General features: G+C 60.9%; 25 protein-coding genes. 21 read left to right on the top strand and 4 right to left on the bottom strand.

Annotation, left to right across the window (positions count from 1 at the left end; all coding sequences use genetic code 11):
- Positions 1–78 precede the first annotated feature (78 nt).
- A complete protein-coding gene (locus tag BLT65_RS28995) occupies positions 79–1,248 on the bottom strand; it encodes a porin (RefSeq protein ID WP_091784073.1) in 1,170 nt (389 codons plus the stop codon).
- Between the two features lie 490 nt (positions 1,249–1,738).
- Here BLT65_RS28995 and BLT65_RS28990 point away from each other — a divergent pair, with 490 nt between their 5' ends.
- The 21 genes from BLT65_RS28990 (at position 1,739) to mdcH (ending at position 21,075) form a co-directional block, all read left to right on the top strand.
- A complete protein-coding gene (locus BLT65_RS28990; protein ID WP_007742684.1) occupies positions 1,739–2,701 on the top strand; it encodes a C-terminal binding protein in 963 nt (320 codons plus the stop codon).
- A gap of 31 nt (positions 2,702–2,732) precedes the next feature.
- Positions 2,733–3,758 carry a phosphotransferase family protein gene (locus BLT65_RS28985; protein WP_091784069.1) on the top strand — a complete coding sequence of 342 codons (1,026 nt, stop codon included), beginning with the start codon at positions 2,733–2,735 and terminating at the stop codon, positions 3,756–3,758.
- 97 nt (positions 3,759–3,855) lie between these two features.
- A complete protein-coding gene (locus BLT65_RS28980) occupies positions 3,856–5,493 on the top strand; it encodes a methyl-accepting chemotaxis protein (RefSeq protein ID WP_091784066.1) in 1,638 nt (545 codons plus the stop codon).
- A gap of 243 nt (positions 5,494–5,736) precedes the next feature.
- Positions 5,737–6,309, top strand: coding sequence for a cupin domain-containing protein (locus BLT65_RS28975; protein ID WP_090838742.1), 573 nt, complete (start codon positions 5,737–5,739; stop codon positions 6,307–6,309).
- A gap of 105 nt (positions 6,310–6,414) precedes the next feature.
- Entirely contained in the window at positions 6,415–7,710 is a 1,296-nt protein-coding gene (gene eno, locus BLT65_RS28970; protein ID WP_091784062.1) for a phosphopyruvate hydratase, read from the top strand.
- Positions 7,711–7,853: 143 nt separating this feature from the next.
- Positions 7,854–8,861, top strand: a complete 1,008-nt coding sequence (locus BLT65_RS28965; RefSeq protein WP_091784059.1) for a VOC family protein — start codon at positions 7,854–7,856, stop codon at positions 8,859–8,861.
- A 20-nt stretch (positions 8,862–8,881) separates the two neighbouring features.
- The gene (locus BLT65_RS28960) at positions 8,882–9,415 is read left to right on the top strand and encodes a carboxymuconolactone decarboxylase family protein (RefSeq protein ID WP_091784056.1); all 534 of its coding nucleotides are present in this window, start codon (positions 8,882–8,884) and stop codon (positions 9,413–9,415) included.
- A gap of 36 nt (positions 9,416–9,451) precedes the next feature.
- A complete protein-coding gene (locus BLT65_RS28955; RefSeq protein WP_244186685.1) occupies positions 9,452–10,678 on the top strand; it encodes an alcohol dehydrogenase catalytic domain-containing protein in 1,227 nt (408 codons plus the stop codon).
- A 299-nt stretch (positions 10,679–10,977) separates the two neighbouring features.
- Entirely contained in the window at positions 10,978–11,265 is a 288-nt protein-coding gene (locus BLT65_RS28950; protein WP_091784052.1) for a DUF4148 domain-containing protein, read from the top strand.
- A 71-nt stretch (positions 11,266–11,336) separates the two neighbouring features.
- Complete coding sequence (locus tag BLT65_RS28945; protein ID WP_042311505.1) at positions 11,337–12,122, top strand: fumarylacetoacetate hydrolase family protein; 786 nt, start codon at positions 11,337–11,339, stop codon at positions 12,120–12,122.
- 30 nt (positions 12,123–12,152) lie between these two features.
- Entirely contained in the window at positions 12,153–12,374 is a 222-nt protein-coding gene (locus tag BLT65_RS28940; RefSeq protein ID WP_091784050.1) for a hypothetical protein, read from the top strand.
- Positions 12,283–12,630 (top strand): transposase, encoded by a 348-nt coding sequence (locus BLT65_RS48795; protein WP_425273160.1) that lies wholly within the window; start codon positions 12,283–12,285, stop codon positions 12,628–12,630. The genes BLT65_RS28940 and BLT65_RS48795 overlap by 92 nt, the downstream gene beginning before the upstream one ends.
- Positions 12,631–13,605: 975 nt before the next feature.
- Positions 13,606–15,267 carry a malonate decarboxylase subunit alpha gene (gene mdcA / locus BLT65_RS28930; protein ID WP_091784044.1) on the top strand — a complete coding sequence of 554 codons (1,662 nt, stop codon included), beginning with the start codon at positions 13,606–13,608 and terminating at the stop codon, positions 15,265–15,267.
- Positions 15,267–16,172: a triphosphoribosyl-dephospho-CoA synthase gene (locus BLT65_RS28925; protein ID WP_091784041.1), complete on the top strand. Its 906-nt coding sequence runs from the start codon at positions 15,267–15,269 to the stop codon at positions 16,170–16,172. Before mdcA ends, BLT65_RS28925 begins: the two co-directional genes overlap by 1 nt.
- 8 nt (positions 16,173–16,180) lie before the next feature.
- Positions 16,181–16,489 (top strand): malonate decarboxylase subunit delta, encoded by a 309-nt coding sequence (locus tag BLT65_RS28920; protein ID WP_007737127.1) that lies wholly within the window; start codon positions 16,181–16,183, stop codon positions 16,487–16,489.
- 5 nt (positions 16,490–16,494) lie between these two features.
- Positions 16,495–17,346, top strand: a complete 852-nt coding sequence (locus BLT65_RS28915) for a biotin-independent malonate decarboxylase subunit beta (RefSeq protein ID WP_091784039.1) — start codon at positions 16,495–16,497, stop codon at positions 17,344–17,346.
- Positions 17,343–18,158 (top strand): biotin-independent malonate decarboxylase subunit gamma, encoded by an 816-nt coding sequence (mdcE, locus tag BLT65_RS28910; protein ID WP_091784036.1) that lies wholly within the window; start codon positions 17,343–17,345, stop codon positions 18,156–18,158. Before BLT65_RS28915 ends, mdcE begins: the two co-directional genes overlap by 4 nt.
- Before the next feature lie 109 nt (positions 18,159–18,267).
- Positions 18,268–18,663, top strand: a complete 396-nt coding sequence (gene madL, locus BLT65_RS28905; protein WP_007737119.1) for a malonate transporter subunit MadL — start codon at positions 18,268–18,270, stop codon at positions 18,661–18,663.
- A 14-nt stretch (positions 18,664–18,677) separates the two neighbouring features.
- The gene (gene madM, locus BLT65_RS28900) at positions 18,678–19,445 is read left to right on the top strand and encodes a malonate transporter subunit MadM (RefSeq protein WP_007737117.1); all 768 of its coding nucleotides are present in this window, start codon (positions 18,678–18,680) and stop codon (positions 19,443–19,445) included.
- Positions 19,446–19,468: 23 nt separating this feature from the next.
- On the top strand, positions 19,469–20,146 hold the full coding sequence (locus BLT65_RS28895; RefSeq protein ID WP_091784033.1) for a malonate decarboxylase holo-ACP synthase: 678 nt from the start codon (positions 19,469–19,471) through the stop codon (positions 20,144–20,146).
- Positions 20,143–21,075: a malonate decarboxylase subunit epsilon gene (gene mdcH, locus BLT65_RS28890; RefSeq protein WP_091784030.1), complete on the top strand. Its 933-nt coding sequence runs from the start codon at positions 20,143–20,145 to the stop codon at positions 21,073–21,075. The genes BLT65_RS28895 and mdcH overlap by 4 nt, the downstream gene beginning before the upstream one ends.
- A gap of 21 nt (positions 21,076–21,096) precedes the next feature.
- Here mdcH and BLT65_RS28885 read toward each other — a convergent pair whose 3' ends face one another.
- The 3 genes from BLT65_RS28885 to BLT65_RS28870 form a co-directional block, all read right to left on the bottom strand.
- Entirely contained in the window at positions 21,097–22,011 is a 915-nt protein-coding gene (locus BLT65_RS28885; protein ID WP_007737111.1) for a LysR family transcriptional regulator, read from the bottom strand.
- A gap of 202 nt (positions 22,012–22,213) precedes the next feature.
- Positions 22,214–24,196 carry an acetate--CoA ligase gene (acs, locus tag BLT65_RS28880; protein ID WP_091784027.1) on the bottom strand — a complete coding sequence of 661 codons (1,983 nt, stop codon included), beginning with the start codon at positions 24,194–24,196 and terminating at the stop codon, positions 22,214–22,216.
- A gap of 1,299 nt (positions 24,197–25,495) precedes the next feature.
- Entirely contained in the window at positions 25,496–26,428 is a 933-nt protein-coding gene (locus tag BLT65_RS28870) for a LysR family transcriptional regulator (protein ID WP_091784024.1), read from the bottom strand.
- Positions 26,429–26,436 lie beyond the last annotated feature (8 nt).

Raw genomic sequence — 26,436 nt, 5'->3', positions numbered from 1 at the left:
TGCGTCAGGTGGTTCTGCTGGGGGGGTGTCCGCGACGGGTAGCCCATTCGGGGAAGCCACCCGCCCGCAGCGCAGCAATCAGAACTTCACGCGCAACCCCGCGCTTGTGAGGAACTGTTTGCTGGTCGACGAAGGGCCGCCGCTGCCACCAATGAACGCGCCACTGAAGATCGTTCCCGCCGCCCCTGTTACATGCTGATATTCAGCCATCAGATAGACATCGGTACGTTTGGACAGTGAGTAGGATGTCATCAGGTTGAACTGGTTCCAGCGCGGCTTCGCGTGCACGGACGCATTCGAATACGATCCATCCGTAAATGTGTACGATGCCGCCACCACCCAGGCCGGGGTAATCAGATAGCGAATGTTCGCTTCGTAGTTGTCGAAGCTCAGGTCGGTGGGCGATCCCGTGGGCGCCGGCGCAAGCGTGCTGCCGCGATACACGGCCGTCGTATCGTCATAGCGCGAGTGACTCCACACCAGCCCCAACGTCGCCGGACCGATCACATACGCGCCGCCGACACCCCACACCTGCTGGCGCGCCGCGTGAAACGTCGCATCGCCCGAAGTCGATGAACCGTCGAGTGCTCCGGCTGCGCCATCTCCTGGGTTGTCGATGCGCATATACGCTGCGCTCAACGTGAAAGGACCGTGGTTGTACGTCGCGCCCGCACTGAACGCGCGATTGTCCGCAAAATCGCCCGCCTTGTTCGAGAACGCGTACAACCCGCCGAACTTCAACCCGTTGATATCGGGGCTCGCGTATTTGACGGCATTGTCGAGTCTGAAGAAGTCGCCGAAGTTATCGTTGTCCATCGGATGCATGAATTCGAGACCGCCAACGAAGCTCTGCGCGAGACTTCTCGGAGCAAGATAGTCCACGACCGAGTCATATTGACGGCCAAGCGTGACCGCGCCGTAGGTACTCGACATGCCAACCCACGCTTGCCTGCCGAACAGGCGCCCCCCCTGCTGAAGACCTCCGTTGGTTCCCGTAAAGCCGTTTTCGAGTTTGAAGATCGCTTGCAGGCCACCGCCCAGATCCTCGCTACCCGTCACCCCCCACCGGTTGCCAACGATGTTTCCCGACGAAGCAAAGACATTGCTGTGACCCGCACCGCTTGCCGTGCGCTGATTGCTGACGTACGACACGCCATTGTCGATCAGCCCATAGAGCGTGACAGAACTCTGTGCATGTGCTGCTACACCTATGCAGCCGCAAATTGCGGGTACAAGAAGCCTCTTCATTCGTTTGTCTCCTGCCAGTCGTGATATTTAGGTTGTTTTCCGGGGTGCTACACCTTCAAGGAGCGGCATCGAGCGCCGCACAGCCACGTCACATGATTTCAAACATGGAATTTTTTGGCACGTCGCTGTTTCCTTTCGTCGTTGTCGTACTAATCGTTCGCTGTTGATTGGCTGGAGCTCCCCAGCAGGCAATTCACGTCATGTGCAAATTTTTCCAACTTCAGCGCGAACGTTAGCACTGATGAACGGAGTCTAGTTGCGGTTTTTTTATGTGTCAATCGGGTTTTTGAGCGCCTTTTCAAAGGGTTTACACGCAAATTCTTCATATCCAAGCCCGCTATCACCGCGCAATTGCCTGCTTGGAATCTTTAACATGTCGTGCTAACGTTCGTGCAAACTTCGAGCGGTTTGTTCGTGGGCGCCCCTGTTTTTTGCCGACGCGAACGGCTGCAGTCAGTCGCATGTCCAACCAACATCAGGTTCAATTCCCATGAGCGATACCGTTTTCCTGACCGACTATGCGTGGCCCGACGACAGCGTCGAGCGAGATATCGTCGAATCCGCCGGCATGCAGCTGGTAAGCGGACCGGCCGCTCCGCTGCCCGCGTCTGAAATCGAAGCGATGGTGCGAGAACACCGCCCTTCTGCAATCCTCACCTGCTGGGCACCCGTGTCGGCCAACGCCGTCGAGGCCTCTGCGCGGCTGCAGATCGTTGCAAGGCTTGGCGTGGGGCTGGATAACATCGCTGTGGACGCCGCCACCGCGCGCGGCATTCTCGTCACGAACGTGCCGGACTACTGTGTCGAAGAAGTCTCCGATCACGCCGTCGGATTTGCGCTCGCATGGACACGCGGACTGGTCCTTTTCGATCGGGAGGTCCGCGCTGGGCACTGGTCTCCCGCCGATGCCAGACTGCGTCGGCTAGGCGCACTCACTTGCGGACTCGTCGGTTTCGGTCGCATTGCCCGCGCAACGGCCCGCAAGCTTGGCGCCTTCGGCTGCCAACTGCTCGCTCATGATCCATTTCTGCGTGATGACGTAGCGGGCGTGCAAGCCGTTGAACTCGATGAACTCCTGACGAATAGCGACATCGTGATCGTGCACGCTCCACTCACCAACGGCACCCGGCATCTGATCAACCGCGAGCGAATTGCGCGCATGCGGCGCGGCAGCCTGTTGATCAATGTGAGCCGTGGCGGCATCGTTGATACCGACGCCGTTATCGAAGCGCTACAGAACGGTCAACTGTCAGCGGCAGCGCTGGACGTACTCGAATCCGAGCCAGTCGTACCGGGCGAATTGCTGCGCGAGCGCGGCGCCATGTTGACGCCCCATGTCGCGTTTTCGTCTGACGCATCGTTGCTGGAGCTTCGTAGACGAGCGGCTGAGGAAGTGGTGCGGGTACTACGCGGCGAAGCACCACACAACCCATGCAATCTGTCGCCAGCGTAACCGCTTTCAACCGCCCTACTCCCAACAACTCATGATGATGCAATCGAATAGCCCTGACCCGCAGCTCAATGCGTTTCTCGTCGAGCACGGTCTCGCGCGCAAGGATGAGGCAGCCAGCTGGCACCCTCTCACTGGTGGCGTGTCGTCCGACATATGGCGTGTCGATCTCGCGACGCGCTCACTATGCGTCAAGCGCGCCCTGTCCACACTCAAGGTATCGGCATGCTGGGAAGCACCCGTGTCACGCAACGCCGATGAATGGGCCTGGATGGAGTTTGCTGCACAGCACTGTCCCCACAACGTGCCGACCCCGCTCGCACACGACGCGAAGCTCGGCGTGTTCGCGATGTCATTTCTTGCGCCGGACGCGCATCCCGTCTGGAAGCAGCAATTGATGGATGGCCAGGTCGAGCCCCAGACAGCCCGCGCTGTCGGACGGCTCGTAGGCCGCCTGCACGCGGTCAGTGCCGACAATGGCGAACTGCGGGAGAGGTTCGACACGCTCGATAACTTTCAGGCACTGCGTCTCGATCCGTATCTGATCGCCGCATCGAAACGTCACCCAGCACTCGAATCGAGGCTCCAGTATCTGGCGCAGCGAACAGCGAGCATAAGAACTGCGCTCGTACACGGCGACGTGAGTCCCAAGAACATTCTTGTCGGCCCCAAAGGACCGGTATTGCTCGATGCCGAATGCGCGTGGTTTGGCGACCCGGCCTTCGACCTCGCATTCTGCCTGAACCATCTGCTGCTCAAATGTCTGGTTCGTCCTGGTCAGCGGGAAGCGCTGATCGCTTCGTTCAAGGCGCTGACGGAAGCCTATTTCGACGAAGCAGACTGGGAACTGCGCGCAACGCTCGAAGCACGAACCGCTGAATTGTTGCCTGCGTTGCTGCTCGCGCGTGTCGACGGCAAGTCGCCGGTGGAATATCTGACCGACGAGGCGCAACGCAATCACGTTCGCGCGGTGGCCACCCGGTTGCTGCTGCAGCCGGCCGGCTATCTGTATCAGGTGGCAGAGGCATTCGAGGAACAGATTCAGTCTCGACCGGCTTGAACCGTAGCAGGAACACCCTCGTACACGCTGACACCGATACACTCGAAAACGTCATCGAGGACAGCGGCAAACAATAAAGAACAGGAGACAGGCAACGATGCGGCCAGAGCGGAGCGCCACCGACGTTGAATACGTGCTCGATGAATCGGCTGCAATGATTTCAAAAGGCGATCTCGAGGGCAAGATTACCTACGTCAATCGGGATTTTGTCGAGGTCAGCGGATACACCGAGGACGAAGTGCTTGGCGCGCCGCAAAGCCTCCTGGCCGATGGGGAAACACCCAGTCAGGTATTCGAGGACTTCCTTCGGACAGTCAAAGGAAACAAGACCTGGACAGGCGTGACCAAAGGCCGCCGGAAGAACGGCGACTACTTCTGGGTTCACATGACGGCAGCCCCGATTTTCAGGGAGCGCGAGATTGTCGGGTTCATCACGATACGATGCAAGGCAACACCCGACACGATCCGCGAAGCCGAGCAGGCATATGCGGCGATGCATGGCGGGTGCAAAGACCTTGAGCTGAATGAAGGGCGGATCGTGAAACGCCCGGTCTTTCGGGTATTTCGGACTATCACACACCTCTCGTTCGCCGCGCGGATGAACGCACTGTCAGCGCTTGCCACCTCGATCTTCGCAGCAAACCTCGCAGCATTCGCTTTCGACAGCGGCCCGCCTCGCGTCTGGCAGTTCGCATCGTGTGCGATCGGCATGGCCCTCTGCCTGATTTCACCTGCCCTGCTGCAGCGCGGAATCACGAATCCGCTGGCGCAACTGAATCGTTATATCAACGACATGGGCGAAGGCAACCTGTCCAGTGCGATCGAAACCCATCGCGACGGCGAAATCGCTCAGGTGCTACACGCGTTACGCATTCTTCAGATCAACCTCAAGCTTCTCGTGTCGCAGATCCAGGAAACCACGGACCTCGTCAACGACGGTGCCACGACGATCGCCACGGGCAACGCAGATCTGTTTGCGCGCACCGAGTCGCAAGCCGCTTCGCTCGAGCAGATTGCCGCGTCCATGCGCGAACTGATCGATACGGTAACGGCCAACGCGGAGAACGCGCGGCAGGCGAACGCGCTATCGACGGCTACGTCCGAGATTGCCGGCGACGGCAGGCGGGCCGTCAGCGAGGTCATCGGCACAATGCGATCGATCAAGGACAGTTCCTGCAAGATCGTGGACATCATCGGCGTGATCGACAGCATCGCGTTCCAGACCAATATCCTGGCGCTGAACGCGGCAGTGGAAGCCGCGCGCGCAGGGGAACAGGGGCGCGGATTTGCAGTCGTCGCCAGCGAGGTGCGCAATCTCGCGCGTCGTTCCGCGAACGCCGCAAAGGAAATCGCCGCGCTCATCGGCGATTCTGTGGCCAGCGTCGAAACGGGTGGCAAGCTCGTCGACGATGCGAGCGGCACGATCACGGATATTGTCACATCGGTCGAACGCGTCATCGCGTTCATGGGCGATATCTCGATGGCAAGCCAGGAACAGAGCCTCGGAATAGGTCAGGTCAATGATGCAGTGAAGCAAATGGAAGCAATGACCATTCAGAACGCGCGTCTCGCAGAGCATGCCGAAAACGAGTCGCGCCTGATGCGCGCTCAGGCACTCAAGCTCGCAGAGCTTGTTGGGTCATTCCGCCTTTCGGCCACTGCCGGGCATGCGCTTGTTGAAGCGAAGGGACGGTGGCGCAACCCGCAAATCGCGGGGCGCGCCCGATCGGCGTGATACAGAACACCCCAACGCCCTGCCGTACCTCCCGGCTTGCTAACGTTTGCCTTTTTAAAGCGGTCGCGAGCTGATCATTTAGGCACGGTACCGATCGATTCGTCGTAAAACTTCCGTAAATCCGCTATTGACAAGGGAGATCGCCGTTTGCCACAATCTATGCGAACGTTAGCAAAGCAGGCGCACAGTGAAACCTGCAAATGCCGCGCGACTCCGGTTCGACTTTGTGGGGAGACACTGAGAATGGCATCTGATACTTCAATCCCAGGCGAGGTGCCGGTAGCGCTTCGCCGCGTCGTCACCGGCCACGACACGAGCGGTGCCTCGACAGTCGCCCTCGATTCGCCACCTCCGCGCTCCGACGCGTACCGGCACATCCCCGGCATGGTGTCCCGTCTGGTCTGGTCGACGGAACCGGCGCAGGCTATTCCTTTTGATGGCACGGACCCGACCTCGAGTGTCTCGAGCTTCGTCCCCACGGTTTCGGGCACGCGCTTTCTCGTGGTGACATTCCCGCCCGACAGCGTGTTTTTTGCACCCGGCTTCGATGGCCACGCCGCAGTCGCCGAAAACTTCGCGATCAGTCCGGGACTTGCTGAACTCTTCGAAGCGGACGGTATGCATGCCACGCCAACCATCGACTACGGCATCGTGCTCGAAGGTGAAATCTGGCTTGAACTCGACGAGGGGCGCGCGGAACTGCTTCGCAAACATGACGTAGTGGTGCAGAACGGAACCCGCCATGCGTGGCGAAACAGGAGCGACCGCCCCACAACGCTGGCCTTCGTGCTGATTGGAGCGCGCAGGAGCGAATGAACACCATAGGCATGGGTTACCGGGCCGCAATCCTCGGGCTCGACCATTCCACCATCCGCGCTGCACTGACAGCTATCACCTGAATAGACGAGGTAGACAATCCATATGACTGATTCAACGATCGCCCAAGTACACGGCCGACGCGTCTGGGACTCGCGCGGCCGGCCGACGGTAGAAGTCGAGGTCACGTTGCACAGCGGCATGAGCGGTCGCGCCATCGCGCCCGCTGGCGCTTCGACGGGCAGCGGAGAGGCACTGGATCTGCGCGACGGCGGCACCGCGTTCGGCGGTCTCGACGTGACCAACGCGCTGTCGAATGTCAACGGCGAAATCGCGGGAGCGCTCGAAGGACGCGATGCACGCGACCAGGCTGCCATCGACGCCAGTCTGGTCGCCCTGGACGGGACGCCCAACCGCAGCCGTCTTGGGGGCAATGCGATCGTCGCGACCTCGATGGCTGTCCTGCATGCGGCCGCTGCGGCCAGCAGGCGGCCGTTATGGCGTTATCTCGCCGGCAACCGCCCCGTGCGTCTGCCGCTGCCGGAGATTCAGATCTTCGGGGGCGGCGCGCACGCGGCGCGCCGTGTCGATGTGCAGGACTTCATGATCATGTGCCCCGCTGCCGGGAGCTTCACCGAAGCGCTGGAGTGGACGGCGGAGGTATACCGGGCAGCCGGTTCATTGATGAAGGATGCGGGCAAGCTTCAGGGCGTGGCGGACGAAGGCGGCTACTGGCCCGCGTTCGATTGCAATGAAGACGCCCTTGACACGCTGATGCGGGCCATCGCCGATACGGGACTGCAACCCGGCAAGCAGGTCGGCATCTCGCTCGATATCGCCGCGTCTGAATTCGGCCGTGATGGACACTACACGCTCGCGCTCGATGGCCGGACGCTCGGCACGGATCAGATGATCGACATGCTGGGGCGCTGGCTGGACACTTACCCGATCCTGTCGATTGAAGATCCGCTTGCGGAAGACGACCTGGAAGGCTTCAAGCACTTCTCGCAATCATATGGTTCGCGTTGCCAGATCATCGGCGACGACTTTCTTGTAACCAATGCGGACCGGGTCAAAGCCGCGGCATCGCAAGGTACGTTGAATGCCGTGCTCATCAAGCCCAATCAGGCAGGCACGGTAACGGAAGCCCATGAGGCCCTGCAGGCCGGCAAGACGGCAGGATTCGGCACGATCGTATCGGCACGTTCCGGCGAAACCGAAGACGTCACCATCGCTCATCTGTCCGTCGGCTGGGACGCGGGACAGCTCAAGGTCGGTTCGTTTTCGCGCTCCGAGCGGATGGCCAAATGGAACGAAGTATTGCGAATCGAGGAAGCGCTGGGACCGCAAGCTCGCTTCTGCGGATGGTCCGCCCTGCCTTTCACTGACCGCCCGCTCTAGATCGTGATCGTGTCGTCGCAAAAAGGATATCGAATGTGTTTCCCCGAGCAAGACCTGACTACATCTGCCTGCCGACGCGGTACGTCTCGCAACACCCGCATCGGCATGCCGGCTAGCTCGCCATCAACAATCGAGAGGTAATCATGCTGCCCGCCGTCAACCATCGGCCGCCCTTCAATATCACGCGCGCCAGCCACATCGTACTGAACGTTTCAGACCTGGCGAAAAGCCGGGCGTTCTATGTCGACATCGTCGGCCTGGTCGTGACGGAAGAAACAGCCGACACGTGCTATCTGCGTGGCCTGTCCGAAGCGTGCCACCATAGCCTGGTGCTGGTGCAGGCCGACCAGGGCGCCCCCGTCTGCAAGCGCATTGGTTTTCGCGTTTTCCTCGAAGAAGACCTCGACCTCGCCCACCAGTTCTTCACGGAAGAAAGCCTTCCCGCCGAATGGGTCGAAGTCGCGCATCAGGGAAGAACCCTGCACGTGTCCGACCCATTCGGTACGAAGATAGAACTGTGCGCGCAAATGGAGACGCGCCCTCGCCTCTATCTCGAACGCAACCTGTTCAAGGGCGCGCACGCACAGCGGATCGATCACTTCCAGATCTTCTCGCCGGACACCTACCAGTCCTGTGTGTTCTACAGCAGACTCGGCTTTCGCAACTCCGAATATCTCGCACACGGAGACCGGCTGCTCGGCGCGTTCATGTATCGCAAGGGGACATGCCTCGATCTGGCTATCGTCGAAAACGACGGACCGTGCATGCATCACTTCGCGTACATCGTGCCGGAATCGCACAACATCTTCACCGCGTGTGACCTCGCAGGCATTTTTGGCTATTCGCACGAAGTAGAACGCGGGCCGGGCCGCCACGGCCCCGGCGGCATGCTGTTCGTCTATCTGCGCGACCCGGATGGCCATCGCATCGAACTGTGCGACGGTCATTACCAGACCATCGACATCGAGACTGAACCCGTCCGCTGGGATGCCGCTTCGCTCAGTACGAGCGTGCGCTGGGGTCTGCCGGCAGAACACCGTTGGTACTTCGAGGCTTCCCGGTTCGAAGGTGCAGAACTGATCGGGACAGCCAATAAACCGCGCCCCACTACGCTCGAGACCTACATTCAAAACCGGCTCGCAAAGAGCTGATAACGGAAGGAACAACGAACATGGCACGCGTCAAATATCTTCAGCGCTCCGACGTCGAAGGCGTCAACGACGCCCTTTTCGACCGGCTTGAACGCGAGCGCAAGGTACCCACTGCGAACATCTTCCGGGCGCTCGCGCATGCGCCGGACATTCTCGACCAGTTCCTGTCTTATGCGAACGCGATCCGGGCGTCGTCGATCAGCCCGAAGTTGCGTGAACTCGCGATTCTGACGGTGGGGCATTGCACCGGCTCCGAATACGAAATTGCGCATCATCAGTCGCACGGCCTGAAGGCCGGCATCAGCCCCGAGCAACTGAAGGCGATCCCGGATTTCGAAACGTCGACCCTCTTCAACGAAGAGGAACGTGCGGTCATGGCGGTCGCCATGGAGTCGACGCTCAAGGTCGCGGTGAGCGACAAAACCTGGAACAGGGTCGTGCCGTTCCTGAACGATCAGCAACGGGTCGAGCTGGCACTGAACATTGCCTGGTACAACTCCGGCGTGCGCATCATGGGCGCGCTCGGGATCGAACTCGAGGAGAGCTATCGTTGATGGATCACCAGTCCAGATCGGGGACAGCGATCCGGATTGACTTCGATAAACAGGCTGGGCGGGTACCACCTGGCCGCTGGCAAATGCAATGCGCAGTACTTCCGTCGGTACATGGCGGGTAACGCGGAAGTTATCACCCAGAAAGAGGAATGTATGGAACGAACGATGGTTGCAGCACGACTGCATGCTCTCCACACCCCGATGACGCTCGATACGATCCCGGTGCCAAAGCCGAGACCGACTGATGTTCTCGTACGGGTCAAGGCGTGCGGCATCGTGCCGAATATGGCGAACGTGATCAACAACTGGCCGACCTGGTTTCCGCATCAGCCGCTGCCGAAATTTCCCGCCATCTTCGGCCTGGATCCCGCAGGGGTTGTAGAAGAAGTCGGCGAAGCAGTGCTCAACGTCAAGCCGGGCGATCGCGTCTACGTGAGCCCATTGCGTTCGTGTGGATCGTGCAAGGCATGCCGCGCCGGCCGACGCAGTGAATGCCGCTACTACACACTGAACGGCTACTTCAGTACGAGTCGCGACGGTCAACGTATCTTCGATCTTTACCCATATGGCGGCTTCAGTGAGTACATGACAGCCCCCGAGTACGCTATCGTCAATCTCCCCAATAACATGACCTTTGAACAGGCCGGCCGATTCGGGTACATGGGCACGTCTTACGGCGCACTGAAGAACGCCGCTGCCGGTCCGGGCCAGGTTGCCCTGATTGACGGAATCACCGGGACGCTCGGCGTGGCTGCAACGGTGCTCGGGCTCGCCATGGGTCTGTCGCGCATTCTCGGCACGGGGCGCGACGAGGCGCTGCTCAAACGCGTCAAGGCGCTTGCGCCAGACCGCATCGAAGTGATGCAACTCGGCGAGGGCTCGACGGGCGAGTGGGCAAAGTCGCTGACGGGCGGTGAAGGCGCCGACTTTGTGATCAGTGCTCTCGGTGCAAAGGCACCTGCCGCGACGATGCTGGATTCAATGAAGGGCGTACGACGCGGTGGCAAGGTAGTCAACGTGGGCGGCGTGGCTGAAGACCTGCCGATCGACGTGAAGTGGCTCATGGATGAACAGGTGCAGATCATCGGTTCAAACTGGTTCACGACTGCGCAGGGGCAGGAAATGGCCGACATGGTCAGCACCGGGGCCATTGACCTGTCGTATCTCGAACATCGCAAGTTCCCGCTTGAACGTGTCAACGAAGCCATCTCCGGGTTGAAGGACCGCGACGGAGGCTTTAGCAACTATGTCGTGCTTCCCTGACTAGCATTGCTGCGCGACCGGGAAGGCTACTGCATCGCAGATGCTTTCCGGTCCATGCAGGATTGCATCGCGGCCAGCGCTTTCGCTGGCCGTGCTGAGCCACGTCCAACGATGCGTTGATCTTCAATTGCAGTTGTTTTCGCTCTATTTAATTAGCATGTCGAATCATATTTTAATTCTCGATTTATTTGTCAATTAGCGTATTCCCTAGAGCATCTCGGCGACATATAATCAACTTGATGGTTGCGGTGCAACAATCAATCCAGTTGAACTAATCAATCTCACGTCGAGGTCTCACCATGAAGATGCTTGTCAAAACCGTGTTTATCGTTTCCGCCATCACGCTTCCCGTCGCCTCGAACGCACAACAGACTGCGCCCGTAACACGTGCACAGGTGGAATCGGAACTGGCACAACTCGAGAAAGCAGGCTATTCCATCGAAGGAAGTGACCTGGACTATCCTGGCACGCTCAAGTCGGCCGAAGCGAGGCTCGCGGCCCAACAGGATGAGAACGCGAGGCGTCGCGGGCTACAGACAGGCTACGGCAGCAACTCGGGCGGCTCGTCAAACTCAGGCGCGCGGTAAGTATTGTGATTGACGCATCAGTTGCGCAGTGCTAACGTTAGCAATTCATCGCTTTTCATCTCGTAGATTCCATGAAAATCATCCGATATTCGATTGACGAAAATTGGCACTACGGCATCCTCCGGAGTGGTGGCGATATCGAAAGGCTCAAGAGATCGCCACTTGAAGGACTTCAGGTTGCTGGCTACATCGACAGCCTTGCCTCAGTTCGCGTGTTGAGTCCGTTTTACCGGCCGCGTGTCTTCGGTCTTGGGTACAACTACCGCGCGCACTCGCAGGAAGTCGGCAAGAACACGCCAACGCTCCCCGTGCTGTTCATGAAGCCCAGCACCACGGTGATCGGCCACGAAGAAGGCATCGTGTATCCGTCCGACGGAGAGAACATTCATTTCGAAGGGGAACTCACGGTGGTCATCGGCAAGGAAACACGCAATGTTTCCGAAAGCGATGCGCTCGATCATGTATTCGGTTACACGTGCGGGAACGACGTAAGCGACCGGATATTGCAGCGCCGTGAGAGCGAGTTTGGCTGCCTCCTCGTCGGCAAAGGCTACGACACGTTCGCGCCCATTGGACCCGTGGTCGAGACGGAACTTGATCCGTCGAACCTGCATCTGATCACGCGCGTCAACGGCGAAGTGCGCCAGAACGGGAACACGGCCGACCTCGTGTATGGCGTGCCCGCGCTGATTGCCTACCTTAGCAAGTATATGACCCTGCTTCCAGGTGATCACATCATGACGGGAACGCCGGCGGGGGTCGGCCCGATCAAGCCTGGCGATACCATAGAGGTCGAGATCGAAGGTATAGGAGTGTTGCGCAACAAGGTGATCACGCAAGCAGGCGCAATGCCCTGAACATTTTCCACCAGAGAAAGCATAACCGCGATGCAGCTCGATCTGGTCTTGATTACGAAAGCAATTCTTGGCGAATTTTTTCTGGCGATGTCGTTGCCAATCGCTGCCGTGGGCGAGCCCACGCGCGACCGTTCTGAAACATTGCGACTGGACGCGGGGCATGCGCCGACGAAGGAAAACTCATCTCCTTTGCGTGACTCTGCCCCGCTGGCTAATCCGGATAAGATCAACGAGAACCGACATGGCTTTTGAACCGCTATCGGATGAAGACTGGAACCGTTTGGTTCATCTGTTTCCGGTAAATCACGCGCGGCGATATGGTCGACACCCCCGGAATCCCCGTGATGTCTTGAACGCGATTTTGTGGGTTCTTACCCAGAACGAACGCTGGCATCACCTTCCTGCATGGATGCCTCCTGCTCAAACATGTTACATCAAGTATTTGCAGTGGCGTCGGCTAGGCATTGTCGCGAGGATTGCGGAAACGCTAGAAATTCACCTTGAATAGCCCTCCCGTAATCGACTCTCCGTGGCCATGCTGATCGAGGTTTTGGGTCGTTTGTTGTCCACCAAATCATGGTGAATCCAAAGTGGACAAGACGTGGGGCGGTTGCGCCACACTGGCGGCAGACTGGCGCGAGGGGCGGGTATACGGGGTGACGATGATGATTGTTCCAAGCCGGGCTCATTCCTCAGTGCAAGGGATCGTGCTCACAATCATTGAATGTGTGATTCGCAGACATCGTTTCAACTAAAATGAGGCGATGGACCGCGAGATTGCGACGGATGTCAGCAGAAGCCGGTCGTGAGATGCGCCTCCAGGTCGGCCGGTTGACAACGGCAGGTTGACTTCCCGAAATCGACCCTTGCTACTCGCGTAAGTCAGGCGGCGTCCTTCCTGCCCGCTGTCACCATTGCGGCCGTTGCCTTCACGTCCCTCGCGCGTTGAAGCCAGTCGCTTCCGTGCAGGATGTCGTCAGGGTGGCGCCGGTTCCCGTCGCGGTGCCTCAGAGCCTCGTCGGGTCGCGGTTTAGGCCCGTCCCTGCGCCGATGCTGCAGCGTGCGATCGCGCAATGCATCGTTCGCCGGCACGGCCGATCCAGACGCACTGCGGGCGATGCGCGCGACTTTCGAACATCCCCAAGGAGAAGTTGCGACAGGACGCGGCCATTAAGCGAGGCTTGTGAAAGTACAATCTGCCAAATGTAAGGCTGCTTCGGAGCGGTTAAGCGACCCTCGCGCCTCGGTGTTGAGCGACCGGTATTGGCCGACAGGTGCAGCTTGCGTCCACTAGAAGCTGAACCCTTCGCCACTCCTCAATGCAAGGGAAAACCCTCAAGGCGACGAACTGCCCGACCGGCGTGGCACACCGGGCGATGCACAGCAAATTGTTAGTCTCAGGATAACGAACGCATCCTCAGGGTCATTGAAAGTACAGCCCCTCGCTCCCTAGACTCGCCTCATGTCTTCAGCGAGAGCACACATGTCGAGTCAAAATCAGCCCCCCTCCCGTTGGGCCACGCGCCGGGCGGAGAAGCAACGTCGCATCGCGCGCGTCGCATCGATCGCCGACGGCGCGGTCCTGCCCACGGACCGCATGGTCGAAGTCCTGCAAAACCTGATTGCCCCGGGAGACCGCGTGGTCGTCGAGGGCAACAACCAGAAGCAGGCCGACTTCCTGTCGCGCTCGCTCGCGAAGGTCGACCCGGAAATTGTTCATGGCCTGCATCTGATCATCCCGAGTGTGAGCCGTGCCGAGCATCTGGACCTGTTCGAGCGTGGCATCGCCCGAAAGCTCGACTTCGCCTTCGCCGGCGCGCAAAGCCTGCGCATTTCGCAATTCCTGCAGGACGGCATCCTCGAAATCGGTTCGATCCACACGTACGCTGAACTGTATGGCCGGCTCTATGTCGATCTGACGCCGAACGTCGTGCTGGTCGCCGGCTACAAGGCGGATCGCGACGGCAATCTCTATACCGGCGCAAGCACAGAAGACACGCCTGCCCTCGTCGAAGCCGCGGCGTTTCGCGACGGCATCGTGATCGCCCAGGTCAACGAAATCGTCGACGATCCGAAAGACTTGCCGCGCGTCGACATTCCCGGTTCGTGGATCGACTTCGTGGTCCAGTCGGACAAGCCATTCTTTATCGAGCCGCTGTTCACGCGGGACCCGCGCCTGATTACTCCCGTCCACATACTGATGGCGATGATGGCGATTCGAGGCATCTACGAACGGCATCAGGTGCAATCGCTGAATCATGGCATCGGCTTCAACACTGCCGCAATCGAACTGATCCTGCCGACCTATGGTGACAAGCTCGGGCTGAAGGGCAAGATTTGCCGCCACTGGACGCTGAATCCGCATCCGACGCTGATTCCCGCAATCGAAACCAGCTGGGTCGACAGCGTGCACTGCTTCGGCGGCGAGTTGGGCATGGAAGCGTATGTCGCGCAACGGCCCGATGTCTTCTTCACCGGCCGCGATGGTTCGATGCGCTCGAATCGCGCGATGTCCCAGCTCGCCGGCCAGTACGCGATCGACATGTTCATCGGCTCGACGCTGCAGATGGATGGCGCGGGCAACTCGTCGACGGTCACGCATGGGCGACTCGCCGGCTTCGGCGGTGCGCCGAACATGGGCCACGATCCGCATGGCCGCCGCCACGCGACGCCTGCCTGGCTCGATCTGCTGCAAACCGACAGCCCGCTCGAGCGCGGCCGCAAGCTGGTTGTGCAAATGGTCGAGACGTTTCAGGCGGGCGGCCAGCCGACCATCGTCGAGACGATCGACGCGGTGGAAGTTGGACGCGAAACGGGCATGCCGATCGCACCGGTGATGATCTACGGCGACGACGTCACGCATGTGCTGACTGAGGAAGGCATTGCGTATCTGTACAAGGCGCGTTCGCTCGAACAACGTAAGGAAATGATCGCGGCCGTCGCGGGTGTGACGCCGATCGGCCTTTCGAGCAGCGCAGAGAAGCGGGCGGCACTGCGGCGCGACGGTCTGATCGCCCTGCCCGAGGACCTCGGCGTTCACCGCAGCGAAGCGAACCGGTCGCTGCTTGCCGCGAAGAGCATCGCGGATCTCGTTGACTGGTCGGACGGACTGTACGAGCCGCCCGCACGTTACCGGAGCTGGTGATGCGCGAGAACCTCGCAATGATCCATGCGCCACTGCAACGCGCTTCATCCGACCTCGCCGGGGATTTCGGCGCGCAGGTGGTCGGCGCGCTGATCGATGAAGTGACGCTCGCGCCGAAACCCGGACTCGTCGATATCCGCAGTCAGGGCGCGCATCACGATCTCGACTGGAAGCTCATGTGCAAATCGGCGTTGGCCCTACAACTGACCTTCGTGGAACTCGCTCAGGCCGGTATCGAAACGCGGCCGCTGCCCGAATTGCGTGAGCGCATCGGCGCAATCGGCCGCGATGGCGAAGCACGGATGATGGACGCGACGCATGGTGTCAACACGCATCGCGGCGCGATCTGGGCGCTCGGACTGCTGGTGACGGCAGCCGCACGAGAGCCGGACGACCTTGCAGCCGATGCGATCGCCGCACGCGCAGCCGAGATCGCGCGGATCTCCGACCGGCACGCGCCGCTGCAAACCGGCCACAAAGGCGAGCAGGCACGCATCGAATACAACGTCGGCGGCGCACGCGGACAGGCACAGGCCGGTTTCCCGCACGTCGTGCAAGTCGCGCTGCCGGAGCTCGTCCGCTCGCGCCAGCGCGGCGACAGCGAGACGGCCGCCAGGTTGAACGCGCTGCTCGCGGTGATGGCGAGCCTCGACGACACCTGTGTGCTTGCACGCGGGGGCCGCAGCGCACTCGCCGAGATGCAAAGCGGTGCGCGGCGCGTCCTTGCCCACGGTGGTGCCGCTACTCTGTCCGGCCGCCGTGATCTGAAGGCACTGGATCGCCGTCTCGTCGAGTTGCACGTGTCGCCCGGCGGCGCCGCCGATCTGCTCGCCGCCACGCTCTTTCTCGACCGGCTTCAGGTCGAAGCTCCGGCGACGACGAAGCCCAATACGACGAACGCATAGGAAAGTGAATGGAAACCATCGTTTTTGAATTCCCGGCGGGACAACCCGCGCAACGCCGTGCAGTGGCCGGCGTGGTCGCGTCGGGCGACCTCGAAGTCCTGCTCGAAGCCAACGCGGCGCACCTTACCGTCGTGAACATCACGACTTCCGTCGACGGCAAGGCCCGTGTCTGGGAGGCGGTGCTGGAACGCATCTTCGGCGACGGCTCGCTGCCGGCCGCGAAGCTCGAAATCAACGATTCCGGCGCGACGCCTGGCGTCGTACAAATGCGCATCGGCCAGGTGCTGGAACAATTGCAATCAACGGGCGGAGCATAACGATCATGGATACACAGGAACTGCTCGAGCGTCAGAGCTTCATCGAGCTCGACGCGCGCAGCCGGGCGAAGCGACTGCTCGATGCAGGGAGCTTCAATGAACTGCTCGATCCGTTCGAGCGCGTGCGTTCACCTTGGCTCGCGCGGCAAGGGATCGTCACGCAAGCTGACGACGGCGCCGTGGTCGCCAAAGGACTGATCGACGGCCAGCCCGCTGTCGTGCTCGCCATCGACGGCGGCTACCAGGGCGGCAGCATGGGCGAGGTGTCGGCGGCGAAGATCGCGGGCAGCCTCGAACTCGCCGCCGAAGACAACCGCAACGGCATCCCGACACGCGCGGTAATCCTGTTCGAGACGGGTGGCGTGCGCCTGCAGGAGGCGAATCTCGGGCTCGCCGCGATCGCGGAGATTCACGCTGCGATCGTCGACTTGCGCCGCTATCAGCCGGTGATCGGCATCACCGCTGGTCCGATCGGCTGCTACGGCGGCATGTCGATCTCGGCCGGGCTTTGCAGCTATCTGATCGGCACGCGCGAAGCGCGTCTCGGACTCAACGGGCCGGCCGTCATCGAACAGGAGGCCGGCATCGCCGAGTTTGACTCGCGCGACCGGCCGATGATCTGGAGCTTCACCGGCTGCGAGCAGCGTCATCGCACCGGTCTCGTCGACGTGTACGCAGCCGACGATACCGATGCGATCCGTGCGGCCGTCATCGAGCTGTTTCGCGCGGGACGTCCGGCCGTGTGCCGCAGCGAACGGGTCACCGGCTTTCTGCAACGGCTTTCTGAGATTGATCCGGGCGTGCAGGCCACACCGGAACAAGTGGTAGCGATCTACGGCAAGGGGTTTCAGCAATGAGCACACAGCAGCTTTCCGCGCGGGGCGCCGTCTGGCTCGACGCGCTCACCTACAGCGCACCTTTGCAGCACGGTTTTCCGTCCTCGGTACGGGTGGTCGATGCGCGGCTCGGCGAGCACCCGGCCCGCTATATCGCGGTGGTGCCTACGCCCGACAATCCGTTCCCGCGCGTACGCGGCGGCGAGGTCGGGCTGATCGAAGGATGGGAACTCGCGCGCGCGGTGCGCGAGGTGATCGACGCCGATGCGGCGCGCGAAGAGAAGCGCCCGATCGTTGCGATCATCGATGTCCCGAGCCAGGCGTATGGACGGCGCGAAGAAGCCTACGGGATCCACCAGGCGCTGGCAGGCGCCGCCGATGCATACGCAAGTGCGCGTCTGGCCGGTCATCCTGTGATCGGACTGATCGTCGGGCGCGCGGTGTCGGGCGCGTTTCTCGCGCATGGCTACCAGGCGAACCGCCTGATCGCGCTCGCCGATCCGCAGGTGATGGTGCATGCGATGGGCAAGGAATCCGCCGCGCGCATCACGCTGCGCACGGTGGCCGATCTCGAAGCGTTTGCCGCGAAGGTACCGCCCATGGCCTACGACATCGACAACTACGCGTCGCTCGGGCTGCTGTGGAAGCTCCTTCACGTGAGCAACGCGGATGCACCCAGTGGCGCCGACCAGACGACGATCGAAAAGACGCTGTACGACGCGCTCAACGACATTCGAGCCGACCCGTCGCGCGGCCTCGCCGGGCGGCTCGCAAGCCCGCACCGCGCGGCATCCGTGACCGTGCGGCAAAAGTTGCGCGAGCAATGGCGTTGAACCCACCATGACCTCTGCCCCGATGCGACATCAGACGCCGCGCCGGGGTACGCTCATCAGCCGGTACCGACCCATCAGTGGTCCATAAAGCAAACATAGGAGACAGCACATGATCATCTACGGAACCGCACTACTCGCGTTCTGCCATCTGGCTGGACTTTTTCTCGGCGACCTGCTCGGGGTCGCGATCGGCGTCAAGACAAATGTCGGTGGCGTTGGCATCGCGATGCTGCTGCTGATCTTTTTGCGCCTCTATCTGCACGGGAAAGGGTTGCTGCCGAAAGAAACAGAAGCGGGCGTCGGCTTCTGGGGCGCGTTGTATATCCCCGTGGTCGTCGCGATGGCCGCGAACCAGAACGTCGTGGCAGCGATCAAGGGAGGTCCCGTCGCGCTGCTTTCGGCACTTGGTGCAGCAGCCGTTTGCGCGTGCTGCATCGCCGTTCTTTCCCGTACCGGTCGCGACAGCACCTCGTTCGTGAACGCTCCCCACCTCGAAGAAATCTGAACCAGGAGTCCATCATGTTGCACATGCTCGAAAAAGAACTGGTTCAGAACGGCCTCGTGACTTCGTTCGCGCTGGTGGGTCTCATTATGTGGGTGTCGTCTTTGATCTCGCGCAAACTGACATTCGGACGCGTGCATGGCTCGGCCATCGCGATCGTGATCGGCCTGGTGCTCGCGTGGTTAGGCGGCGTCTTCACGGGCGGACAGAAAGGTCTCGCGGATTTGCCGCTCTTTACGGGTGTCGGCCTGATGGGCGGTGCCATGCTGCGCGATTTTGCCATCGTCGCCACCGCGTTCGAAGTGCAGGCCAATGAGGCGCGCAAGGCCGGGCTCATCGGCGCGGTGTCGCTCCTGCTCGGCACGCTGTTGCCGTTCATCGTCGGTGCGAGCATCGCGCATGCTTTCGGCTACACCGACGCGGTCAGCATGACGACCATCGGTGCGGGCGCCGTCACCTATATAGTCGGACCGGTGACAGGCGCGGCGATCGGCGCCAGTTCCGACGTGATTGCGCTGAGCATCGCGACCGGCCTGATCAAGGCGATCATCGTCATGATTGGCACGCCGATCGCGGCTAACTTCATGGGGCTGAAGACGCCCCGCTCCGCGATGATCTTCGGCGGCCTCGCGGGCACGGTAAGCGGCGTCAGCGCGGGGCTTGCCGCTACCGATCGGCGGCTCGTGCCTTATGGCGCGTTGATTGCGACGTTTCATACGGGCGTCGGTTGCCTGCTCGGACCGTCGGTGCTGTTCTTTGCGACGAGAGCGCTGGTGAACCCGTGAGCGCAACGTCCGGGAGAGTCAGCATGCGCACCGCTCAAGCCACTGGCGCGACGTTCCGCGCGCACGATCTGCTGTGGATCGCTGAGCCGCGCGACCTTCGATCGACTTCGACGGTGCCCGTCTGGGCCACGCGCGGATGGCTGACTCTCGCTCCAGTGGTGGTGCGTCGCGAAACGGTTATCGATGATGGGTTGGTGCCCGTCGGCTTGCGCGGACATGAACGCAGCCAGCGCTTCGCCGCCCGTGTGCCGCGCGAGCGCATCCGGCGCCATGTCACACCGGAATCGCTTGCGCAAGCACGGGCCTGGCGCCGTCATGCCGGCTTTGCGAAGCTGCCGTGCGTGAGCGCGCTGAGCCGCGTTGCGCCTGAACTCGACCGCTTGCGGCTGACGTGGGGCATCACCGGCAGCGTCGGTTTCGCGCTGGCAAGCGGCATCAGCACACTGCGACCGGACAGCGACCTCGATCTGCTGCTGCGCGCCGCGAAGCCGTTGTCTCGCGACGATGCGCGCTCGATTCTTTCTGTTCTTCAGGCTGCTGGCGCACGCGTCGACATGCAGGTCGATACCGGCGACGCCGGCTTTGCGCTCGCCGAATGGGCGGGGCTCACAGACCGCGTGCTGTTGAAGACGGGACAGGGGCCAATGCTTGTCGCCAACCCGTGGGCTGCTCACGCCCCGTCTCTATCGCAACCGTCATGAGCATCCTGTTCACCTTCCCCGGCCAGGGTTCGCAAAAGAGCGACATGCTCGATGCGCTGCCGGATCACGTCGAAGCGTCCCGCGCGCTCGAAGAGGCCAGTGATACGCTCGGCTACGATGTCCGCTCGCTCGATGACGTCGCTTCGCTGCGCTCGACCATCGCCGTTCAGCTATGCCTTTTGATCGCGGGTGTCGCGCAGGCGCGTGTGTTCAGTGCGTACGGCTGCGAACCGGACATCGTCGCAGGTCTGTCGATCGGCGCCTATCCGGCCGCAGTGACGGCCGGTGCACTGCGCTACGCGGACGCGGTCAGGCTCGTAGCACTGCGCGGCCAGTTGATGGAACGCGCTTATCCGAGCGGCTATGGAATGACGGCGATCGTCGGCCTCAGGCAGCGCCCGCTCGAAACGCTGATCGCACAGATCAACCGCGCGGCCACGCCAGTCTTTCTCGCGAACCTCAATGCCGAGACACAGATGGTGGTTGCCGGCAGCGACGCCGCAATGCATGAACTCAATACACTTGCACTGGAACACGGCGCGCAACGCTGCGAGCGGCTCGACGTCGCCGTGCCATCCCATTGCGCGTTGCTCGATGAGCCAGCGGCTGCACTTGCCGAAGCATTCGCGCACGTCACCGTTCATGCGCCTCGCGCGGTGTATCTGAGTAGCAGCGCGGCGCGGCCGCTGTTCGACGGACCACGCATCTCGGCCGATCTTGCCGGCAACATGGCGCAGCAGGTGCGCTGGTTCGACACGATGCGGCTCGCGTGGGAACGCGGCGCCCGCCTCGTAATCGAGATGCCGTGCGGCAACGTATTGACCCGCATGACCCGCGCAACCTTCAATGAAAGCATCGCGGCCAGCAGCAGCGAGACCGCATTGCCGGACCTCTGTACGTTGATCGAGCGCGAACGCTCGCACGCATGACGGCCGAACGCCGAATGACCTTCAGTCGGCGTTGCGGGTTCGCAGACGGCAGACCGCCATCAGCGCAAGCAGGTTCGGATCGCGTTCACGCGCACGCAGATAGCTGACACCAATGGTCTGACGCATCAGGTACTGTGGCTTGAGCGGAATGAATTGCACCTTGTCGCCGAACACGCCGCGCACGCGGCCCGGCAGCAGCGTATAGCCGACCCCGCCGCTCACCAGATTCATCAGCGAGAAGATATCGCCGACCTTCATCGTCACGTTCGGCGTGAAGTCCGCCACACGAAACGCGTCCCGAAAGCCGTGATAAGTGACGAAACCCTCGCCAAGCGACACGAATGTCTCGTCGCGACAATCCCTCAGGTCGACCGCTTGCTGATTCGCAAAGCGCGAGTTTGCGGGTGCCGCGAAAAAGATGTCGTCTTCGAAGAGCGGCAACGAATCGACTTCAGGCTCGCCCTCGGCCACTGCCATTAGCGCCGCATCGACCGCGCCCTGCTTCAGCTTGTCGAGCAGCTCGGCATTCGACCCGAGCACGAGTTCGACCTGAAGGGTTGGCCGACGCACCTTCAGGTCGATGATGATGCCCGGCACGGTCTTGATCGTCAGCGAATACAGCGAGCCGATCTTCAGACGGTCTGACGAATAGCCCGCGGCCTCGCGCGTCGCGCGAATGCCGTCGGACATCAGTGTGAGCACTTCTTCTGCCACGTCGGCGAGCATCTGTGCGGCTTCCGTCGACTTCAGATTGCGGCCCTCGTGCCGGAACAGCGCGCAGCGCACGCCTTGTTCGAGCGAATGCAAGGCCCGGTGCACGCTGACCGTGCTGACGTCCAGGACCTCGGCCGCCTTTGACAGGTTGCCCGTCTCCATGAACGCGAGCAGGACTTCCAGCTTGCGAAAGGTGATCTCATCGTCGATTCGGTCGCGCATCTCGGGCTTTGGATGTGTCGCAATTGAGCGTTATCGTTTCGCGCTAACGGGTGTCAATAGCGTTACCCCGCATCCTTCGGCGCTCAGACGGCGATGGTTCGCTCATTCTGCTTTGCCGGGGAGAGGCGGGGATTGCCATGGTGACTCGTTGATCGTGTGCGAACGCGAGGGTACAGATACCATCCCTCAGTATACGTCGACGCTAGAATGCCTCGCCCAGTTGCTCCAGAATCGCGGGATTTTCGAGAGTCGAGACATCCTGGGTGATTGTTTCACCTTTAGCCAGCGAGCGTAGCAGTCGCCGCATGATCTTCCCCGAGCGGGTCTTCGGCAAGTTGTCTCCGAACCGGATGTCCTTCGGCTTGGCAATCGGTCCGATCTGCTCGCCTACCCATTTTCGGAGGTCGCCAGCGAGTTGCCGCGCTTCGCCGCCCAACGGACACTCGCGCTTGAGCACCACGAAGGCGCAGATGGCCTCCCCGGTCACTTCATCGGCACGACCCACTACGGCGGCCTCGGCCACCAGAGGGTGGGCGACCAACGCCGATTCGATCTCCATCGTCCCCATCCGGTGTCCGGAAACGTTGAGCACGTCGTCGATGCGACCCGTGATCGTGAAGTAGCCGTTGTCCTTGTCGCGGATCGCTCCGTCACCGGCGAGATAGAGGTTACCTCCAAGTTCCGCGGGAAAGTAACTCTGCCGGAATCGCTCAGGATCGCCCCAGATCGTGCGGATCATCGACGGCCATGGGCGCCGGATTGCAAGGATTCCGCCACTCCCATCCGGCAATGCCTGCCCGCTTTCATCGACCACCGCGGCCATGATGCCCGGCAACGGAAGCGTGCACGAGCCCGGCACGAGCGGCGTCGCACCGGGCAAAGGTGCGATCATATGGCCGCCGGTTTCGGTCTGCCAGAAGGTGTCGACAATCGGACAGCGATCGCTGCCGATGTGATGGTGATACCACTGCCACGTATCTGGGTTGATTGGCTCGCCCACGGTGCCAAGCAGACGCAAACTCGTCAGGTCATAGCGGCTGGGGTGCACCTGTGCATTCGCGTCGGCTGCCTTGATCAACGAGCGGATCGCCGTCGGCGCCGTGTAGAAAATGTTGACCCTGTGGCGCTCGATCATTTCCCAGAAGCGGCCCGCATCCGGGTACGTCGGCACGCCTTCAAACATGACCTGCGTTGCGCCCACCGCGAGCGGACCGTACGCAATGTACGTGTGCCCCGTGATCCAGCCAATATCTGCGGTACACCAGAACACGTCCTCCGGCTTGATGTCGAATGTCCATTGCATCGTGAGCATCGCCCAGAGCAGGTAGCCGGCTGTGCTGTGTTGTACGCCTTTAGGACGGCCGGTGGAACCGGACGTGTACAAGACAAAGAGGGGATGCTCGGCGTCCACCGGTTCGGCTTCGCATGTCTCGGGCTGGCTCGCCGAAATCTCGTGCATCCAGCGATCGCGATTTTCAATCCATTCGATCCTGTTGCCCGTCCGCCGGTAAACCACTACGTGACGCACGGACTCACAGCCTCCCATCAAGAGCGCCTCGTCCGCGATGGACTTGAGCGGAAGCACCTTCCCCGCCCTCATCTGTTCGTCCGCAGTGATCAGCAAAACCGCACCGAGATCGGCGATACGCTCCTGCAGTGCCTTCGCCGAAAAACCTCCGAAGACCACCGAATGGATCGCTCCAATGCGAGCGCAAGCCTGCATGGCCACTACGCCTTCGATCGACATCGGCAGATAGATGACGACACGGTCGCCCCTGGAGACACCAAGGCTCTTCAGCGCGTTTGCAAATCGGCAGACTTTGGCATGCAGCTCGCAATATGTGACGCGCGTTAATTCGCCGTTATCCGCCTCGAACAGGATCGCAGGTTTGTCACCGTTGCCGTTTTGAAGATTGCGGTCGAGACAGTTGTAGGACGCGTTGAGTTGACCATCACCAAACCATCGGTATAGCGGCGCGTTGCTCTCGTCGATAACCTGAGTAAACGGCCTGGACCACAAAAGGTTATTCCGGCCGAGGCGAGCCCAGAATCCTTCGTAGTCTTTCTCTGCTTCTGCGCACAGCGCATTGTAGGCTTCCATACCTGCAATCGTCGCCCGCTTCGAGAACGCGTCCGGCACCTCAAAAACCAGGCCGTCTCGTTTCATTGATTCGATGTCGTGCATGGGTGTCTCCTTGAACAGACTTGACGCGTGCTATTCCCGCCGACTGGACCAACGTGGAACGCGGCGCTCCGATTCTGCGCGGGTGGTGACGCTGATTTTTTCCTAAGGTAACCCGCGCTGATTGCGTGGATCAATTAACCTGAGTGACGGATGGTTAGCCTGAGTGAAATGCCGGTACTTCGTTGACCGGCATGTCGGGTGCCGGGAGCATCCGGTGATTGTCGCATTGCGTCCCTACGTCGAAACTGTCATCGTGGGTCCGGTCGGATCTGTCCTGCCCTACGGGTTTCACGCTCACAAAAGCGACGTTGTGGCTATCGTTGCGTGACTCAAGGTTTTGCGCTCAGGCCGCTTAGCGAGGCCCAAGTGATGATTTTCACCTTAGCGAAACATGTTCCTGTCACCGACCGGTACGTCGAGGAAAGTTGGATCGCGGTGCGCGGTTTTCAAGCGGGTTTTAGTGCAAAGAACGGCTGAGCGGCTCGAAGCAATCATGGGCGCAAAGTGGACGTCCCGTCCCCAGCGGGCGCAGGGAGAACCGCGCGCGCAATGGGAAGCCTCTCGGACTAGCAAGACCACCATCCCGATCCAGTACCGACTCGATTTGCTGCGCAGAAATCGCCAGCCTATTTGACGCTCTTACTGTTACGGCCAGATTTCCCCCAGGTTGTAACCGTCGGGAAGGGATCGTCGTGGTCCAGCACGATGGTGTTGATGCCCATGGATCCAGCGGGTGTCTGGCCAGCGTGGGCACCACAGCGGCTTTGTCGCCGATGCGGGCATCCTCTACTCGGCTGCCGGTGGAGACGGTACTCAAGATACCCTGGTGTCTGAAGTCCTCATGCAGCGGCGGTTCGCCCTTGGCGTGCAGCTCGGCCATCTTTGCGCAGGTGGAGCGTCACGCCATTGATGCTCCCGCATCAGGCAGTAGTCGGACCCACTGCGGACGTAGGACGATGTTCTACACCAACGGCGACTTCAAGGGGTGCAGCGGTCACTCGTATCGGATCAGTTGTAGCCGAGAATGGCGACGCATTCCACGTCTGTGCGATCCGTCAGTCGGGCAGCCAGCAACCCTATCGGGCCCGTGAGTAATGACGCATAGGCAGTCGTCGGACGCGTAATTTCGCGGCCACATCAGCCAAAGTCTTAAGTTCGTTGGCCGGACTACCGATACCTACCGCCCTCGCCGAATCATCAAGGTTCATTTCATACCTCGTTTTGGTGATCGTGCTGCTGCTTCGAAGTCGTCAAGGCTGAGAATTTTGCTGAAGCGAGAAGTGCTGCCGGCTTGCAAAGTCATTGTCGTGTCGTCGTGGAGATATATGCGCTCTGGGAACCAAGTGAGAGCGTGTAATCCGCCTCTTCTTTTGCGAATTGAGCAAGGGCGGAAATGAACGCTCGGGTATCGTCCGTGCGCCATTTGAAGCAATACTCGATGCTCGGCAACTCAGGCATAGTCCGGAATGCGTTCAGTTGACCCGCTTCAATGAGGTTACGCATAAACAGGCGCGGCAGAAAGCTGATCCCAACGTCTGCCACCGTCAGCCCGACGATGGCACTTAGACTGTTGCAGGCGAGGATGCGGCGTCCGTAAATCTTGTTCGACGCAGCCCAGGACTCGTAGGTCGCCGTCAGACGAGATTCTGCTGTCATCGTCAGGATTGGATGGCGAGCTATGTCTTCAGACTTGAGAACAGTGCCTGCGGGAATCCGCTTGGGTGACGACATCCACGCAAACTCGAGCATGGCGAGCGGGACTGAGGTCAGTGTCGGGTTGTCCTCGCTGCTCTGCGGAAGGATGGCGAAATCAATCTCGCCCCGAACGAGGCGGCGCTCCAGCCCCGCAGCGAGGTCGACGTACGGCTCCAACGCCAAATCCGGATGCTCGGTCGTAATCCGCGCGACAAACTTCGGAAACCAGGTAAGAGCCGTGAGTTCGCTGACGCCGAACCGACATAGCCCCGAAAGGCGGGGAGCCGTGCCGAGCAGTTCATGAATCTCGCCCTCGAACTGGAGAATCTTATGAGCATGGCCAAGAATTCTTGTCCCGTGCTCTGTTAAGACGGACCTCTGAGCGGACCTGTCGAAGAGTGGCACGTTTAACGCGGCTTCCAGTTCCGCAATGCGTTTCGACAGCGTGGACTGCGTTACGTGCAAGCGAGTAGCTGCTATCGAAAAGCTGCCAAGGCTGGCTGCCCAATAGAATGCCTCAAGCTGTTTGAGAGTCATATCGCGAT

Origin of the sequence: Paraburkholderia steynii, assembly GCF_900100565.1 — a bacterium.
In the GTDB taxonomy this organism is placed as follows: Bacteria; Pseudomonadota; Gammaproteobacteria; order Burkholderiales; family Burkholderiaceae; genus Paraburkholderia; species Paraburkholderia terrae.
The sequence above is the reverse complement of the archived record's forward strand: the minus strand, read 5'-3'. Positions and strand labels throughout refer to the sequence as shown.

Bases quoted from the DNA above. Each gene is read 5' to 3' on its own strand.
- eno (WP_091784062.1), top strand. From the start codon at position 6,415: ATGACTGATTCAACGATCGCCCAAGTACACGGCCGACGCGTCTGGGAC.
- BLT65_RS28920 (WP_007737127.1), top strand. From the start codon at position 16,181: ATGGAAACCATCGTTTTTGAATTCCCGGCGGGACAACCCGCGCAACGC.
- BLT65_RS48795 (WP_425273160.1), top strand. From the start codon at position 12,283: ATGCGCCGACGAAGGAAAACTCATCTCCTTTGCGTGACTCTGCCCCGC.
- BLT65_RS28965 (WP_091784059.1), top strand. From the start codon at position 7,854: ATGCTGCCCGCCGTCAACCATCGGCCGCCCTTCAATATCACGCGCGCC.
- BLT65_RS28975 (WP_090838742.1), top strand. From the start codon at position 5,737: ATGGCATCTGATACTTCAATCCCAGGCGAGGTGCCGGTAGCGCTTCGC.
- BLT65_RS28950 (WP_091784052.1), top strand. From the start codon at position 10,978: ATGAAGATGCTTGTCAAAACCGTGTTTATCGTTTCCGCCATCACGCTT.
- BLT65_RS28985 (WP_091784069.1), top strand. From the start codon at position 2,733: ATGATGATGCAATCGAATAGCCCTGACCCGCAGCTCAATGCGTTTCTC.
- BLT65_RS28995 (WP_091784073.1), bottom strand. From the start codon at position 1,248: ATGAAGAGGCTTCTTGTACCCGCAATTTGCGGCTGCATAGGTGTAGCA.
- BLT65_RS28980 (WP_091784066.1), top strand. From the start codon at position 3,856: ATGCGGCCAGAGCGGAGCGCCACCGACGTTGAATACGTGCTCGATGAA.
- BLT65_RS28960 (WP_091784056.1), top strand. From the start codon at position 8,882: ATGGCACGCGTCAAATATCTTCAGCGCTCCGACGTCGAAGGCGTCAAC.
- madM (WP_007737117.1), top strand. From the start codon at position 18,678: ATGTTGCACATGCTCGAAAAAGAACTGGTTCAGAACGGCCTCGTGACT.
- madL (WP_007737119.1), top strand. From the start codon at position 18,268: ATGATCATCTACGGAACCGCACTACTCGCGTTCTGCCATCTGGCTGGA.
- BLT65_RS28990 (WP_007742684.1), top strand. From the start codon at position 1,739: ATGAGCGATACCGTTTTCCTGACCGACTATGCGTGGCCCGACGACAGC.
- acs (WP_091784027.1), bottom strand. From the start codon at position 24,196: ATGCACGACATCGAATCAATGAAACGAGACGGCCTGGTTTTTGAGGTG.
- BLT65_RS28895 (WP_091784033.1), top strand. From the start codon at position 19,469: ATGCGCACCGCTCAAGCCACTGGCGCGACGTTCCGCGCGCACGATCTG.
- BLT65_RS28915 (WP_091784039.1), top strand. From the start codon at position 16,495: ATGGATACACAGGAACTGCTCGAGCGTCAGAGCTTCATCGAGCTCGAC.
- BLT65_RS28945 (WP_042311505.1), top strand. From the start codon at position 11,337: ATGAAAATCATCCGATATTCGATTGACGAAAATTGGCACTACGGCATC.
- mdcH (WP_091784030.1), top strand. From the start codon at position 20,143: ATGAGCATCCTGTTCACCTTCCCCGGCCAGGGTTCGCAAAAGAGCGAC.
- mdcE (WP_091784036.1), top strand. From the start codon at position 17,343: ATGAGCACACAGCAGCTTTCCGCGCGGGGCGCCGTCTGGCTCGACGCG.
- BLT65_RS28940 (WP_091784050.1), top strand. From the start codon at position 12,153: ATGCAGCTCGATCTGGTCTTGATTACGAAAGCAATTCTTGGCGAATTT.
- BLT65_RS28885 (WP_007737111.1), bottom strand. From the start codon at position 22,011: ATGCGCGACCGAATCGACGATGAGATCACCTTTCGCAAGCTGGAAGTC.
- BLT65_RS28870 (WP_091784024.1), bottom strand. From the start codon at position 26,428: ATGACTCTCAAACAGCTTGAGGCATTCTATTGGGCAGCCAGCCTTGGC.
- BLT65_RS28925 (WP_091784041.1), top strand. From the start codon at position 15,267: ATGCGCGAGAACCTCGCAATGATCCATGCGCCACTGCAACGCGCTTCA.
- mdcA (WP_091784044.1), top strand. From the start codon at position 13,606: ATGTCGAGTCAAAATCAGCCCCCCTCCCGTTGGGCCACGCGCCGGGCG.